Source organism: Micromonospora sp. NBC_00389 (assembly GCF_036059255.1).
GTDB lineage: Bacteria > Actinomycetota > Actinomycetes > Mycobacteriales > Micromonosporaceae > Micromonospora.
Genome location: NZ_CP107947.1, coordinates 5385937 through 5401271, shown reverse-complemented (window position 1 = coordinate 5401271; position 15335 = coordinate 5385937). Strand labels below are relative to the sequence as shown.

The window sequence follows — 15335 nt, the reverse complement described above, 5'->3', positions numbered from 1 at the left end:
CAGGAAAACGCTTACCTTAAGGGCAATTGACGGTTATCACTGGCCGCCAGTACCGTGATGCGGGCAGCAAGAAAGCGCTTTCCGACCCTCACCGTCCGACAGGGAGCGCCCCCATGCCCCGATTCCTGCGCGCGTTCTGCCTCGCCCTGCTCGCCGTCGCCACCGTGCTGAGCACCACCACCGCCCTGCCCGCCGAGGCCGCCCCCCGCTTCCGGGTGCTGGTCTTCTCCAAGATCACCAACTTCTACCACGACTCGATCCCGGCCGGCGTCGCCGCGATCCAGCAACTCGGCACCACCCACAACTTCGAGGTCGTCGCCACCACCGACGCGGCCGCGTTCACCGACGCGAACCTCGCCACCTTCGACGCCCTGGTGTTCAACAACACCAACTCCACCCCGGCCTCCGGTGACCTGCTCAACGCCAGCCAGCGCGCGGCGTTGCAGACGTTCATCCGCAACGGTGGCGGTTGGGCCGGCCTGCACGCCGCCTCGGCCAGCGAGCGCGACTGGCCTTGGTACGAGGGCCTGGTCGGCACCATCTTCGACTTCCACCCCGACTTCTCCGCCACCGGCGGCACCTATCCCGGCCGGGTCAAGGTGCTCGACCGGGCGCACCCCTCGACGCGGAACCTGCCGGAGCTCTGGGAGCAGAGCGAGGAGTGGTACAACTGGCGGACCAATCCGACCGGCAACGTGCACACCCTCGCGCAGATCAAGGTGCGGGACGGGATCAACGGGCTCGACGAGGGCGTCGACCACGCGTACTCCTGGTGTCAGCGTTACGACGGCGGCCGGTCCTGGTTCACCGCTGGCGGGCACGCCAGCTCCCGGTTCACCGAGCCGGCCTTCCTGGAGCACCTGCGCTACGGCATCGAGTGGGCCGCCGGCGCGGTGGCCGGCGACTGCTCGGCCACCGAGACCACCAACTTCGAACGGGTGGGGCTGGTCACCGAGAACCTCGCCGACCCGTTCGAACTGGCCGTCGCCCCCGACCGGAAGGTCTACTACATCCAGCGCACCGGCGCGTTGAAGGTGGTCAACCAGGACACCCTTCAGGTCAGCACGCTGCTGGACCTCGCGTACACCTCGGCGATGACCGACCAGTCCGACGGGCTGCTCGGGATGACGCTGGACCGCAACTTCGCCAGCAACGGCTGGATCTACCTGCTCTGGTCCGACAAGACCCTCAAACAGCTCAACCTGTCCCGGTTCACGGTCGCCAACAACAGCGTCGCGCTCTCCTCGGAGAAACGGCTGCTGGCCATCCCCACCTTCCGCGGTGTGGGCCGGGCCAACTCGCACATGGGCGGCTCGCTGACCATGGACGCCGCCGGGCGGCTCTACGCCGCGATCGGCGACAACACCGACCCGTTCGCCTCCAGCGGGTACACCCCGATCGACGAGCAGGCCGGGCGGGCCGCCTGGGACGCCCAGGGCACCGCCGGCAACACCAACGACCTGCGCGGCAAGATCCTGCGGATCACCCCGCAGGCCGACGGCACGTACGCCATCCCGAGCGGCAACCTCTTCCCGGCCGGCACCGCGAGGACCCGGCCGGAGATCTACGCGATGGGCATGCGCAACCCGTTCCGGATCACCATCGACCCGCTGACCAACGCGCTGCTGGTGGGCGACTACGGCCCGGACGCCCGTGCCGCCGATCCCAACCGGGGTCCGGAGGGGACGGTCGAGTTCAACCGGATCACCGCCGCCGGCAACTACGGCTGGCCGTACTGCGTGGGCAACAACATCCCGTTCAACGACTACAACTTCGCCACCAGCACCTCCGGGGCGAAGTTCACCTGCGCCGCCCCGGTGAACAACTCCCCCAACAACACCGGCCTGACGGCCCTTCCGGCGGCGAAGTCGGCGCTGGTCTGGTACGCGTACTCCGCCTCCAGCCAGTTCCCTGAGGTGGGCACCGGCGGCGGCGGGCCGATGAGCGGCCCGGTCTACGACCACGATCCGGCCAACACCCGCACCACCAAGTTCCCCGAGTACTTCGAGGGCAAGTGGATCACCTACGAGTTCACCCGCAAGTGGTTCAAGACGCTCTCGATCCACAAGACGGCGCAGACCTTCAGCAACGCGCGCTTCGGCCCCACCGCCGTGGGTGACCTCCAGTCCATCAACGGGATCTTCGGCAACATGAGCTGGATCCAGCCCTTCGAGGCGGAGTTCGGCCCGGACGGCTCGCTCTACGTCATCGACTTCGGCGAGGGCACCGGCAGCGGTCGCGGCGGCAGCAACGCCGGCGCCGGCATCTACCGGATCGACTACGTGGCCAACGGCCGGCCGCCGGCCGTGAAGGTCATGTCCAACCCGGACAGTGGACGCCCGCCGCTGACCGTGGCCTTTTCCTCGGCCGGATCGGCCGCCGGCGACGGCTCGGCGCTCAGCTACGCCTGGGACTTCACCAACGACGGCAGCACCGACTCCACCGCCGCCAATCCGAGCCACACCTACTCGACGGCCGGGAAGTTCACCGCTCGGCTGACCGTGCGCAACAGCGGCAACGGGTTGACCGCCAGCGCGGTCACCGACGTGGTGGTCGGCAACACCCGACCCACGGTGACCATCACCGTGCCCGACGGCGGCTTCTTCGACTTCGGCGACAAGATCCCGTACACGGTGACGGTCACCGACCCGGAGGACGCCACCATCGACTGCGCGAAGGTGACCGTGCAGACCCAGCTCGGCCACGACTCGCACGCCCACCCGCTGGACGTGTACACCGGCTGCTCGGAGCTGCTGGCCACCGAGGCCGACGCCGGTGACGGGCACGGGCCGGGGCAGAACCTCTACACGGTCGTCACCGCGCAGTACACCGATGGCGGCGCGGCCGGCGGCGTACCGGCCCTGACCGGCTCGACCCGGGCGCAGTTGCAGCCCAAGAGCAAGGAGGCCGAGCACTTCACCGCCCAGTCCGGCATCACGGTCAACGACCGGCCCATCGCCCGCGCCGGCAAGCGGCTCGGCGACGTCGACCACAACGACTGGGCGGCGTACGGGCCAGTTGACCTGCGCAACGTCGGCTCGGTGACGCTCGGGGTGACCAACGGCGGGCTCGGCGGCGACATCGAGCTGCGGACCGGCTCACCCACCGGCACCCTGATCGGCAAGGCCACCATCGGATCGACCGGCGGATGGGACAACCTGGTCTCGCCCACCGTCACGCTGACCAACAAGCCCGCCGGCACCACCACCCTGTACGCGAAGTTCGTCAACGCCGCCCAGGTCGGCGGCACCCCGGACCTGCTCTCGCTGGACTGGCTGCGGTTCAACGGAGCCGGGGTCAAGCAGGAGCCCGGCGGGACGCTGTCCCTCGCCGCCAACCCGGCCGGCGGCACGGCGCCACTGACCACCACCCTGACCGCCACCGCGACAGCACCGTCAGGGCTGAGCATCACCGACTACGCGTGGGACTTCGGCGACAACAGCGCCGTCACGCACGGCGCCACGCTGCGGTCGAGCGCCCATAGCTACCCCCGCAAGGGGACCTTCACCGCGCGGGTGACGGTCACCTACACCGGCGGGGAGACCCGCTCGGCCAACCTGACCATCACCGTCAACTGACCACCGGCCGGTGGCGGTAGGGTCCACCCCGCCCGCCACCGCCACGCTCAGTCAGACAGGTGCGCCGGTACGGGTACCTCCAGGAACGCCAGGAGGGCGGCGACCTCACGGTCGAGTTCCAGACCCACCTCGTGGATCGCGTCCACGCCGAACGAGCCGAATGCGCGACTGGGTTGCTCGATGATGAACCTTGCCCCGCCGTCGGGTCCGTCGCTGATCATCGTTCGCAATGGCGCGTACAGCATGGCGGCGGGGTCATGCCGGAACATCCGCTCCGCAGTGGTGTGGTTGCCCATCAGGTATTCGACACAGTGCAGGGAGTCGCCCGCGAGCTTCATCATCGGCTGGAGGTCACCGCTGCTCCAATAGATGAGGAAGTCGTGGGGTGCTCGTTCTCGCATCAGGGAGAGCACATCGTCCCAGGGGGCGTCGCGGGCCACCAGCGCGTTGAATGCCGCGTCGTCGTAGGGCGGAACGGCCTGCTCGTACTGCCGCCGGAAGTCCTCGAACGAGCGATCGATACTGATGTCCAGGCACCGGGCCTGGTAGCTGCGCTCGGCGCGACCCTGTCTCATCGTGCCCACATCTCCCTACCGGACGAGCGGTTTCATTTAACCTAGCAGCACTGGTCCGAAATGCGAGTTTAGTATCGAATCACTGTTGATCCTGCCGTCGACGAGGTGATGTGCGTGAACGGGGCCGAGGCACTGCTGCGGACATTGGTCGACGGCGGGGTGCAGGTGCTCTTCACCAACCCCGGCACCACCGAGTTGCACCTGGTCGGCGCGCTGGAGTCGGTTCCGGAGATGCGCGGCGTGCTCGCTCTCTTCGAGGGCGTGGTCACCGGCGCTGCCGACGGTTACGCCCGTATCGCGGGCAAGCCCGCCGCGACGCTGCTGCATCTCGGGCCGGGGCTCGCGTACGGCCTCACGAACCTGCACAACAGCCGGCGCGCCAACTCGCCGGTGGTGAGCATCGTCGGGGACCACGCGACGTTCCACAACGCCTTCGACCCCCCGTTGAACTCGGACATCGCCGCCCTGGCTGGATGGCTGCGCGGCCCGGTCCGCCGCCCCGAGGACGCGGCCGGCGCGGGCCCTGACGCCGCGGCCACCCTCGCGGCCGTACTGGAGCCTCCCGGGCAGATCGCCACCGTGATCATGCCGGCGGACGTGTCCTGGACGGACGGGGGTGCGGCCGGCGCACCCGTGCAGCCCCGGCCGGCACCAACCGTCGACCAGGAGGTGATCAGGCAGGTCGCGGATGTCCTTCGCAGCGGCGGAACGACCGCCCTGGTCATCGGGGGAACGGCTCTCCGAGAAGCGGGCTTGCTGGCCGCAGGCCGCATCGCCGCGGCGACTGGTGCACGGGTGCTGCAGGAGCTCTACTCCAACCGGGTCGAACGCGGGGCAGGCCTGCCCGCGTTCCCCCGGCTCGGCTTCTACCCGGAGCAGGTGCTCGAACAACTGCACGGGGTACGTCACGTCATCGTCGCGGGCACCAAGGCGCCCGTCTCCTTCTTCGCCTACCCCGATCAACCGAGCCTCCTCGTGCCCGAGGGCGCCCAGACGCACATCCTGGCCGAGGTAGGCCAGGACACCGTCGCCGCGCTCGTTCAACTCGCCGACCTGGTGGCACCGGACACGGCCGCCCAGGTCACCGACCCGCATCGACCGGCACTGCCCACGGGCCCACTCACGCTGCAGAACTGGGCCGACGTCGTCGCAGCTCTGCTACCCGAGCGGGCCATCATCATCGACGAGACCGTCAGCTCCGGCACCGCCCTGGCGTCCGCCACCGCTGGCGCTCCTCGGCACGACGTGCTCATGCAGACCGGTGGTGCCATGGGCGACGGTCTGCCCCTGGCCGTCGGTGCCGCTGTCGCCGCACCCGACCGGCCGGTGGTGGCACTGGTGGCCGACGGCTGCGTCATGTACACCGTCACTGCGCTGTGGACCCAGGTACGCGAGCAGTTGAACATCACCAACGTGATCCTCAACAACCACGCGTACGCGATCCTGCGCCAGGAGTGGGGACACTTCAGCAATCGTCCCGGCCTCGCCGATCCTGACAACAACCCGCTGTTCGACCTGGCGACCCCCCAGATCGACTTCGTCGGGCTGGCGAACGCGTTCGGCATGCCCGCCAGCCGCGCCACCACCGCCGAGCAACTCGCGGAGCAGTTCTCCCAGGCGCTGGCCCGGACCGGCCCACACCTCATCGACGCCACCGTCCCACCCGCCGCCTAGGTCGCGTTTCCCAGCAGGACGAATCAACGAGTCGGTTGACGTCTCGCAGACACCGACGCGCTGCGACGGGGCCAGGGCTCCTGAACTCGTCCGCTGGTTAGTTGCAGGGCCAGGCCTGGACCGGCACTCGGGGAAAGGCCGTTGTCAGGAAGTGTTCGGTGAGGCGGTCGCGGAGGAGGCAGTCTGGCCAGGTGTCCGGCACATCGGGCAGGGTTCGGTGGCCGAGGGCTAGCTGGCCGTCAGTCGCCTGGTCACCAACCTGGTCAGCCGCGGCTGGGTGCACCCACATGCCTTCACCGGCACCCCGGCCTCGCATCCATGCGGCGACGACGGCCCTGCGCGGCACCAGCTCGTCGCGCTCCACAGTCCGAGGTGCGACCTCGAAGATCCGCCGCCTAAGGCGTGTTTCATAAGCCGGTCAGAGCCACTCGGTGATGATCGTGATGGTGAGAACGGCTTGGAAGCGGACTGCCAGCTTGTCGTAGCGGGTGGCGACGCCGCGGTGGCGTTTGAGCCGGTTGATGCCGTTCTCCACGGCGTGGCGTAGCCGGTAGAGGTCCTTGTCGAACGCGGGTGGGCGGCCACCCTTGGAGCCTTTGGCCTTGCGATGGGCGTCCTGGTCGGTCTTGCTGGGGATGCAGGCCTGGATCCCGCGTGAGCGCAGATGACTGCGGTTGCCGCGGCTGGTGTAGGCCTTGTCGGCCAAGACCAGGTCGGGGCAGGTGCGGGGTCGACCCACGCCGAGGCGGGTCACATGGATGCGGCGCAGGACGGGGATGAACTGCGGGCTGTCACCACGGTGCCCGGCGGTCACGATCAGGGAGAGGACCTTCTGTCCCTGCTCGCAGGCCAGATGAGTCTTGGTGGTCAGCCCGCCGCGCGATCGGCCCAGCGCGTGATCGGCCGGCTCGTCGTGCACCCCGCCGGGCGGCTCCTTCTGCAGATGCCCGTCGGTGCGGGCTCCGGCGGCGTGCTGGTGGGCGCGGCTGGTCATCGAGTCCACGCTCACCGTCCAACCGATCCGGCCGGTCGCGTCGCCAGCGGCTTGCAGCGCGGACAGGATCTTGTCCCAGGTTCCGTCACGCTGCCAGCGGCGGAACAGGCCGTAGACGGTGGGCCAGGGCGCGTACTCGGACGGGACGTCACGCCACGGGGCACCGATCCGGATCCGCCACCGGATCCCGTCAATGAGCTGTCGTTTCTTCCACTTCGGCGGACGACCCGTCCTCGGCGCGGCAGGCAGCAACGGAGCCAGAACAGCCCACTGCCCGTCGGTCAGGTCATGCCGCCTCGTCACCGCTACGCTGGGCACGAGGTCTCCGGTATGAAGTTCTTGCTTGGTCGCAGAACCAGTTACCGGAGACCTCTTCAGCTGTCGATCACCGCCACGCGGTGACTTCGATCAGACTCCACTTTTGAAACACGCCTTAGGTCGCGTTGCCCAGGCGCCGCCAGAACAGAGTGCACGCCCCGGCGAGGGCCAGCCCGAGCAGCGGGGCGACGCCGACCCCGGCGAGGGTGCAGGCGACCGCGAGCAGCGCCGGGGGCATCCAGCACCAGGCGGGCACGGTACGCGGGGCACGACCGCGCCGACGGGCCGCCGCCTCCACCGCCATCGGCACCACCAGCACGGGCAGCGCGGCGGCCAGCAGCGTCAGCCAGGGCAGGACCAGGCGGTCGAAACGCGCCACCGCCAGCACCCCGCCGAGCATCGCGACGGCGAGCATCGCCGCGCGGGCCGGCACCCGGGGCGCCAGGCCGCGCATCGCCAGCGCCCCGGAGTACGTGGTGGTCAGCGCGGCGGCGAAGACGGCCACCGCGACGAACAGATTCGCGTACGCGGCCAACCCCGACCCGGTGGCGAGCAGCGCGACCACGTCCGCCGAGCCGGTCCGCAGCCACAGGCCGGCACCGGCGAGCACCCCGAGCAGCGCCGGCCCGATCAGCAGCCCCACGCACCAGGCCAGGTCCCGCCGCCGGGCCAGGCCGACGCTGAAGTCCGGTGCGCGCAAGGCGAAGACCGCCGCGTAGCCGATCAGCGCGGCGGCGTCGGCCAGCCCACCGGCGGCGAGGCGGACCGGCGCGCCCGGCGGCGGCAGCACGGTCAGGCACCAGCCGACCAGCACCACCGCGCTGAGCGTGGTGACCACGGCGACCCGGTTGCCGAACCGAGCCGGCGCCCAGGAGACGGCGAGGACCGCCACCTCCAGCAGCACCGGCCCGACCCAGCCCGGCAGGTGCGTCAACGCCGCCAGCGAGGCGCCGCCCAGCCCGACGTTGAACCCGTTCCAGCCGACCATCGACACGGTCAGCACGGCCGCCAACAGCAGCCGCGAGGCGTTCCCCAGGTATGCGGGCAGCACGGCGGTCAGCGTTCCGCCGTCCCCGAGCGGCCGGCGCAGACCGATCCGGCCGTGCCCCCAGAGCAGCACGGCCATCAGCGCGCCACCGACCAGCAGCCCCGCCACCGGCACCGCGCCGCCGTGCCGGGCGGCCATCGCCGCGCCGAGCACCAGGGTGGCCGGCGCGGTGCCGATGCCCAGCCAGGCACCGACCGCCGCCGGCCAGCGCCGCTCGGGAGTCTCAGACAACGTGGCGCAGGTAGCCGGCTATCGCCGCGTCCAGCACCTCCGCGCCCGGACGCGCCCACACCTCGGCGGAGAAGACCTCCACCTCGATCGGGCCGGCATAACCGGCCGCGTCCACCGCCTCGCGCAGCCGGCGCAGCTCGATGCAGCCGTCGCCGGGAAGCGCCCGACCGAGCAGCACCCCCTCCGGCAGCGGAGTCACCCAGTCGCAGACCTGGAACGCGGAGATCCGCGAACCCGCGCGCGCGATCTGCGCGTACACGGTGTCGTCCCACCACACGTGGTACGCGTCCACGACCACGCCGACCACCGACGGGTCGAAGCGCTCAGCGATGTCCAGCGCCTGGCCGAGGGTGGCGATCACGCAGCGGTCGGCAGCGAACATCGGGTGCAGCGGCTCGATCGCCAGGCGTACGCCGGCCGCCGCCGCGTGCGGGGCCAACTCGCCGATCGCGTCGGCGACCCGCCGCCGGGCGCCGTCGATGTCCCGTCTGCCCATCGGCAGCCCTCCGGAGACGAGCACCAGCTCGGGGGCGCCCAGGGTGGCCGCCTCCTCAATGGCCCGCAGGTTCTCCGAGCGCCAGCCGTCGGCCTGGAAGAAGCCGCCCCGGCACAGCGAGGTGACGGTGAGACCGGCGTCGCGAACCAGCTTCGCCGAGCGGGCCAGCCCGTGCTCCGCGACCGGCTCCCGCCACAACCCGATGCCCGGCACCCCGGCCGCCACGCACCCAGCCACCACCTCCGGCAGCGGCCAGCGCTGCGCCGTGGCCTGGTTGAACGAGAACCGCGCGAGGCTCATTGCGCTACCCCCGCGACGGTGAACAGTGCCCGGGCGCGGGCAGCGGCCAGGTCGGCGTTCGGCAACAGCCCCGCCTCGTCGGCCAGGGTGAGCAGGGTCGCCAGGTGCGCCGGGGACCGGCCGGACTGCGCGCCACCGACCATGGTGAAGTGCTCCTGGTGCCCGGCCAGCCAGGCCAGGAACACGATCCCCGTCTTGTAGTGCCAGGTCGGCGCCGCGAACAGGTGCCGGGCCAGCGGCACGGTCGGCGTGAAGATCTCGTCGTACGCCGCCAGGTCCCCCCGGTCCAGCGCGGCCAGCGCGGCGGCGGCGGCCGGCGCGATGGCCGCGAAGACCCCGAGCAGCGCGTCGGAGTGGCCCACCTCGTCGCCCCGGATCAGCTCCGGGTAGTGGAAGTCGTCGCCGGTGTAGAGCCGTACCCCGGCCGGCAGTCGGCGGCGCAGCGCCACCTCCCGCCCGGCGTCCAGCAGCGACACCTTAATGCCGTCCACCTTGGACTGATGCGCCTTGATCAGCTCGACGACCGTGTCGGCGGCCAGGTCCAGATCGACCGCACCCCAGTAGCCGGTCAGCGCCGGGTCGAACATCGGACCCAGCCAGTGCAGCACCACCGGCTCCTCGGCGACGGTCAGCAGCTCGTCGTACACCCGCAGGTAGTCCTCCGGGCCGCGGGCCGCGGCGGCCAGGTGCCGGCTGCACATCAGCACCGGCCGGGCGCCGGCCGCGCGCACGTCGTCGAGCTGCTCCCGGTACGCCGCGGTCACCTCGGCCAGGGTGGCCGGGCCGACCGGCAGTTGGTCGGTGCCGACCCCGGCGACGATCCGCCCGCCCACCGCGCGGGCCTCGGCGGCGCTGCGGCGGATCAGCTCCCGGGTGGCCGGGTAATCCAGCCCCATCCCCCGCTGGGCGGTGTCCATCGCCTCGGCGACCCCCAGCCCGTACGACCAGAGGTGCCGTCGGAACGCGAGGGTGGTGTCCCAGTCGACGGCCGCCGGGGCGCCTGGCACGTTCTCCGCGCTAGGGTCGGCCACCACGTGCGCGGCGGCGTACGCGATCCGGCTGGTCGCCGGCGCGGCCGGGCGGGCGAAGCCGCTCCCCCCGGCCAGCCGATGCCGCCGCCCGCCCGGCAGCACCACCTCCGCGGTCATGAGTGCAGCTCCGGCACCTCGACACGAACGCCCTCGCGGGCCGAGCGCAGCCCCAGCTCGGCGAGCTGTACGCCGCGCGCGCCGGCCAGGAAGTCCCAGCGGAACGGCTCACCGGCCACGACGTGCCGCAGGAACGCCTCCCACTGCACCTTGAAGCCGTTGTCGAAGTCCTCGTTGTCGGGCACCTCGGTCCACTGGGCCCGGAAGTCCTCGGTGACCGGCAGGTCCGGGTTCCACACCGGTTTCGGGGTGACCGCCCGGTGCTGCACCCGGCAGCGGCGCAGCCCGGCCACCGCGCTGCCCTCGGTGCCGTCGACCTGGAACTCGACCAGCTCGTCGCGGTACACCCGCACGGACCAGGACGAGTTGAGCTGCGCGATGATCCCGCCGTCCAGCTCGAAGATGGCGTACGCGGCGTCGTCGGCGGTGGCCGGGTAACTGCGGCCGTCCTCGTCGACGCGCTCGGGCACGTGGGTGGCGGTCACGCAGGAGACGGCATTGACCCGGCCGAACAGCTCCTCCAGCACGTAGTGCCAGTGCGGGAACATGTCCACCGTGATGCCGCCACCGTCCTCGGCCCGGTAGTTCCAGGACGGACGCTGGGCCGGCTGCCAGTCGCCCTCGAAGACCCAGTAGCCGAACTCGCCGCGCACCGAGAGGATCCGGCCGAAGAAGCCACCGTCGATGAGCCGCTTGAGCTTGCGCAGCCCGGGCAGGAAGAGCTTGTCCTGCACCACCCCGGTCCGTACCCCGGCCGCGTCGGCGGCCCGGGCCAGGTCGAGCGCGACGGCGGTGTCCTCAGCGAGGGGCTTCTCCGTGTAGATGTGCTTGCCGGCCTCGATCGCCTGCCGGATCGCCTTCTCCCGCTGCTGGGTGACCTGGGCGTCGAAGTAGATCTCGACGTCGTCGCGGGCCAGCGCCGAGGTCAGGTCGGTGGTCCAGTCGGTCAGCCCGTGCCGCTCGGCGAGCTCCCGGAGCTTCGTCTCGTTGCGCCCGACCAGGACCGGTTCCGGCCAGATGGTCGTGCCGTCGGCCAACGTCAGGCCGCCGGACTCGCGGATGGCCAGCAGCGAGCGGACGAGGTGCTGCCGGTAGCCCATCCTTCCGGTCACGCCGTTGACGATGATGCCGATCGACCTGCGGGTCATGGTGTTCCTTCCGTCGTACTGGTCGTGCCGATCCACGTTCAGTGGTTGGCGGCCGCGCTGCCGAGCAACCCGCGCAGGTCGGTGGCGAGCCGGTCGAAGCGCGGATCCGACATCACCTGCGCGTAGTCGCGGTGCGCTGGCAGCTCGACCGGGAAGGTGCGGATGATCCGGCCGGGCCGGGCGCTCATCACCACGACCCGGGTGCCGAGGAACACCGCCTCGGCGATGGAGTGGGTGACCAGGACCACGGTCGTGCCGGTCTCCCGCCAGATCCGGTGCAGCTCGGCGTTCATCTGTTCCCGGGTCAGGGCATCCAGGGCACCGAACGGCTCGTCCATGAGCAGCACCGGCGGGGAGTGCAGCAGCGCTCGGCAGAGCGCCACCCGCTGCTGCATGCCGCCGGACAGCTCGTGCGGCAGCGCCTTCTCGAAGCCGGTCAGGCCGGTCATCTCGATCAACTCGTCCGCCCGGCGGGCCGCCTGCGCCCGGTCCATGCCGCGCATCTCGGCCTGGAGCAGGATGTTGGCCCGCGCGCCGCGCCACTCCAGCAGCGCGGCCTTCTGGAAGACGAAGCCGATCTCCTTCTGCGGGCCGCGTACCGGGCGGTCCAGCAGCGACACCTCGCCGCTGGTCGGCCGGACCAGCCCGGCGACGATCTTCAGCAGGGTGGACTTGCCGCAGCCGGACGGACCGACGATGGTGACGAACTCTCCCGGTTCGATGTCCAGCGACACGTCGTCCAGCGCTGTGGTCTGCGACCGCCGGGAGCTGAACCGGACGGTCAACCCGGCCATCCCGATGGCGGTGCCGGTGCGTGCCGGCGCGGCGGTCACCGGGTCACCCCTGGGCCGCGTACGAGGCGTCCCAGTACGCGTTGGGCGCGCCCGGGTCCTTCAGCTCCGCGTAGCGGGCCATCAGGTCGATGGTCTCGGTCCACTGGGCCTCGGTGTTCACCCCGGGCGGGCCGTCGGCGCCGATCAGCGGCAGGTTGAGGGCGAGTTGCTTGGTGAGCACCTCGGCCGGGGGCTCGTTCTCGGCCAGGGCGGTCATCGCGCTCACCGCGCCCGCGGGGTCCCGAGCAGCGTCAGCCCAGGACTTCTGGGTGGCCCGGACGAACCTGCGGGCCAACTCCGGGTCCTTCTGCAGCGTCTGGGTGTTGGCGATCAGGCCGGTGCCGAGCAGGTTCATCCCGTAGTCGGCGAAGAGCAGCACGTCGACCTTCTTGCTCGTCCGGTTCTCGATGGTGGGGGCCTGGTCGTGGAAGAAGCCCATGATGGCGTCGACCTTGCCCTCGGCCAGCGCGGCGATCTTGCCGGCGGCGTCCACGTTGACCACCTTGACGTCGCTCTGCTTGAGGCCGTTCTTCTCCAGCCAGGCCGGGAAGGTCGCGTAGAGGGCGTCTCCGGGGGTGCCGCCGACGGTCTTGCCCTTGAGGTCGGCCGGAGACTTGATGTTCTCTTCCGCGAAGAACTCCACCGAGGAGGGGCCCTTCTCCAGGTACGCGCCGAGGCTACGGACCGGCATGCCGGTGGCCACCGACTTGAGCAGCACCGGGCTGTCCGCCCAGCCGAAGTCGGTCTGCTTCTGGGCGACCTGCTTGATGGTGTTGCCCGAGCCGTTGCCCGGGCGGATCTTCAGCTCGATGCCCTCGGCGGCGTAGTAGCCCTTCTGGAGCCCGTAGTAGAACGGGGCGTGCTCGCCGTAGGGCACCCAGTTGAGGGTGAGCGTGACCTCCTTGTTGCCGCCGGCGCCGGTGGTGCCGGAGGAGTCGTCCCCGCCGCAGCCGGTGGCGGCGAGCAGCAGGGCGGCGGTGGCCAGGATGGTGGTGGCGGTGCGCTTCATCGGTTTTCCTCCGTGATGGGGTCGGTCAGGAGGTGGTGAGCGGCACGCCGGCCCGACGGCTGGCATGCCAGGGAATGAGCAGCGCCTCGGCGATCTCGACCAGGACGAACAGGACGATGCCGATGGCGGACATCAGGATCAGGTCGGCGAACAGCAGCGGGGCGTCGAGGTTGCCGTTGGCCAGCAACAGGACGTAGCCGAGCCCTTCGCTGGCGCCAACGAACTCGCCGACCACGGCGCCGACCACCGCGAGGGTGACCGCCACCTTGAGGCCGGCCATCAGGTGTGGCAGCGCGTTCGGGAAACGGATCTTGCGGAAGGTGCGCCACGGCCCGGCGCCCATCGTGGCGGCGAGGTCGAGCAGCTCCGGGTCGGTGGAGCGCAGCCCGGCCACTCCGGAGATGACCACCGGGAAGAACGCGATGAGCACGGCCAGGATGATCTTCGGGGTGAAGCCGAGGCCGAACCAGACCACCAGCAGCGGCGCGATGGCGATCTTCGGAATGACCTGCGCGAACAGGACGATCGGGTAGAGCGCCTTGTCCAGGGTGCGCGAGTAGGCGATGGCGACCGCGGTGGCCAGCCCCAGCGCTGCGGCCAGCACGAACCCGACCACCGTCTCGTAGAGCGTGACCATGGTGTGCCGGGCCAGCTCGGACCACTGGTCGGTCATCGTGGTCCAGACCTGGACGGGAGTGGGCACCAGGTAGTTGGGCACGTACTCCCGGGCGGCGACGAACCACCAGACGGCGAAGAACGCCGCCAGCACCAGCGCCGGACGCCAGAGCGAGTCGGCGAGGACCAGCGCCCGCCGGCCGATCGTCGGTCGTGGCGGTCGGCCACCGACACCGGGTGGTGGACCGGCCACCATGGACGATCCGGAGCCGCCGGCCGGCTGGGCGGCCGCCGGTGTGGCGGATTCACCGGCCGCCGTCGCGGCGGCGGCGGCCTTCCGGCCCGCCGTGTCCAGAGCGTTCTCGGTCACGCGGAACCTCCTCGGGGCCCGGCACAACAGCCGCGGAACGGGCCGGTCGGCAGATCAGGCAAACGCTTTCCTGGAGCGTAGGCGGCCCCTCGACGGCAGGCAAGGCCTTTCCTCGATCTGTTTCCACCGCACCTGCGCCGAGGCCCCGCACCCGGCCCAACAACCATCCCCAGTGGATGGTCAAGCCGTGGCCGGATAGGTGTCGAGCAATCCGCACATGCCCAGCCGGCCCCGCTCGATCGGCTCGTTCACCGCGTACACCCCGGCCTGACCCAGGTGCCCGGGATCTCCCCGTTCGAGGGCGTCGAGCTGCTCGCCGGTGCCGGCGGCAGCCCGGCCCGCGCCGGCCGCCCACCGCTCTCGCCACCGCGCCAGCAGCGGCCGGCGCAGCGCCAGAGCAGCGGAGTGGAACGCCGTCAGCGCCGGCGGCCCGCCGCTCCGCAGTGCCTGGAAGCCGGTCACCGCCAGATCCCGCCGGCGATACGCCGCGCTCACGTCGGCGCCCGGCGCTCCCCCGCCCGGCAGCTCCGCCGCAGCGGCGTACGCGGCCGGGTCGGCCAGCACCTCGGGCGGGAACGTGAGCACCGCGTCGCCGGCCTCGGGCAGGCCGCTGTTCTGCATCAGCACCACAATGGTCAGCCCACCGCCGTTGACCAGGCGGTGCACGGTGCCCGGCTCGAACCAGACCACCGCCCCCGGCTGCAGCGGGGTCTCCTGGTAGCCGGCGGCGGTGAGGGTCTGCACCACGCCCTCGCCGCCGGTCACCACGTACCCCTCGGTGCAGCAGAGGTGCACGTGCGGGGTGCCGCCGACCACGCCGTCCGGCGCGACGGTGTCGTAGACGCGCAGCCGGGAGACCCCGATCCCGCCGGGCAGCGGAGCCGACCGGTCAGACACCGGCGCACCCGCCGATGTCATGCGCCCTCGGCAGCACGGTGAGGTCGTCGAGTGGAAGCACCGCGAAGCGATCGGACACGGCCGGACCTCCCTGCGGGAAA

Annotated in this window: 12 protein-coding genes; 2 read left to right on the top strand and 10 right to left on the bottom strand. The window is 71.1% G+C overall.

Going from position 1 to position 15335, the window contains the following annotated elements; all coding sequences use genetic code 11:
• Positions 1–113: 113 nt before the first annotated feature.
• A complete protein-coding gene (locus OG470_RS25505) occupies positions 114–3578 on the top strand; it encodes a ThuA domain-containing protein (protein ID WP_328416146.1) in 3465 nt (1154 codons plus the stop codon).
• Between the two features lie 47 nt (positions 3579–3625).
• Here the strand turns inward: OG470_RS25505 and OG470_RS25500 are convergent, their stop codons facing one another.
• On the bottom strand, positions 3626–4153 hold the full coding sequence (locus OG470_RS25500) for a hypothetical protein (RefSeq protein ID WP_328416144.1): 528 nt from the start codon (positions 4151–4153) through the stop codon (positions 3626–3628).
• A 114-nt stretch (positions 4154–4267) separates the two neighbouring features.
• Here OG470_RS25500 and OG470_RS25495 point away from each other — a divergent pair, with 114 nt between their 5' ends.
• Complete coding sequence (locus OG470_RS25495; RefSeq protein ID WP_442930975.1) at positions 4268–5827, top strand: acetolactate synthase large subunit; 1560 nt, start codon at positions 4268–4270, stop codon at positions 5825–5827.
• Between the two features lie 418 nt (positions 5828–6245).
• Here OG470_RS25495 and OG470_RS25485 read toward each other — a convergent pair whose 3' ends face one another.
• The 9 genes from OG470_RS25485 to OG470_RS25445 form a co-directional block, all read right to left on the bottom strand.
• Positions 6246–7124, bottom strand: a complete 879-nt coding sequence (locus tag OG470_RS25485) for an IS5 family transposase (protein WP_442930932.1) — start codon at positions 7122–7124, stop codon at positions 6246–6248.
• Positions 7125–7254: 130 nt separating this feature from the next.
• Positions 7255–8418 carry a hypothetical protein gene (locus tag OG470_RS25480; RefSeq protein WP_328416142.1) on the bottom strand — a complete coding sequence of 388 codons (1164 nt, stop codon included), beginning with the start codon at positions 8416–8418 and terminating at the stop codon, positions 7255–7257.
• A complete protein-coding gene (locus tag OG470_RS25475) occupies positions 8411–9214 on the bottom strand; it encodes a sugar phosphate isomerase/epimerase family protein (protein ID WP_328416141.1) in 804 nt (267 codons plus the stop codon). The genes OG470_RS25480 and OG470_RS25475 overlap by 8 nt, the downstream gene beginning before the upstream one ends.
• Positions 9211–10362, bottom strand: coding sequence for a dihydrodipicolinate synthase family protein (locus OG470_RS25470; RefSeq protein WP_328416140.1), 1152 nt, complete (start codon positions 10360–10362; stop codon positions 9211–9213). The genes OG470_RS25475 and OG470_RS25470 overlap by 4 nt, the downstream gene beginning before the upstream one ends.
• A complete protein-coding gene (locus OG470_RS25465; protein WP_328416138.1) occupies positions 10359–11510 on the bottom strand; it encodes a Gfo/Idh/MocA family protein in 1152 nt (383 codons plus the stop codon). The genes OG470_RS25470 and OG470_RS25465 overlap by 4 nt, the downstream gene beginning before the upstream one ends.
• A gap of 38 nt (positions 11511–11548) precedes the next feature.
• Entirely contained in the window at positions 11549–12304 is a 756-nt protein-coding gene (locus tag OG470_RS25460) for an ABC transporter ATP-binding protein (RefSeq protein WP_386984587.1), read from the bottom strand.
• A gap of 43 nt (positions 12305–12347) precedes the next feature.
• Complete coding sequence (locus tag OG470_RS25455) at positions 12348–13352, bottom strand: ABC transporter substrate-binding protein (protein ID WP_328416134.1); 1005 nt, start codon at positions 13350–13352, stop codon at positions 12348–12350.
• A gap of 25 nt (positions 13353–13377) precedes the next feature.
• Positions 13378–14337, bottom strand: a complete 960-nt coding sequence (locus tag OG470_RS25450; protein ID WP_328416132.1) for an ABC transporter permease — start codon at positions 14335–14337, stop codon at positions 13378–13380.
• 180 nt (positions 14338–14517) lie between these two features.
• Positions 14518–15234 (bottom strand): cupin domain-containing protein, encoded by a 717-nt coding sequence (locus tag OG470_RS25445; protein WP_328416130.1) that lies wholly within the window; start codon positions 15232–15234, stop codon positions 14518–14520.
• Positions 15235–15335 lie beyond the last annotated feature (101 nt).

Coding starts and splice junctions, on each gene's coding strand:
- OG470_RS25505 (WP_328416146.1), top strand. CDS start 114: ATGCCCCGATTCCTGCGCGCGTTCTGCCTCGCCCTGCTCGCCGTCGCC.
- OG470_RS25500 (WP_328416144.1), bottom strand. CDS start 4,153: ATGAGACAGGGTCGCGCCGAGCGCAGCTACCAGGCCCGGTGCCTGGAC.
- OG470_RS25475 (WP_328416141.1), bottom strand. CDS start 9,214: ATGAGCCTCGCGCGGTTCTCGTTCAACCAGGCCACGGCGCAGCGCTGG.
- OG470_RS25470 (WP_328416140.1), bottom strand. CDS start 10,362: ATGACCGCGGAGGTGGTGCTGCCGGGCGGGCGGCGGCATCGGCTGGCC.
- OG470_RS25465 (WP_328416138.1), bottom strand. CDS start 11,510: ATGACCCGCAGGTCGATCGGCATCATCGTCAACGGCGTGACCGGAAGG.
- OG470_RS25460 (WP_386984587.1), bottom strand. CDS start 12,304: ATGGCCGGGTTGACCGTCCGGTTCAGCTCCCGGCGGTCGCAGACCACA.
- OG470_RS25455 (WP_328416134.1), bottom strand. CDS start 13,352: ATGAAGCGCACCGCCACCACCATCCTGGCCACCGCCGCCCTGCTGCTC.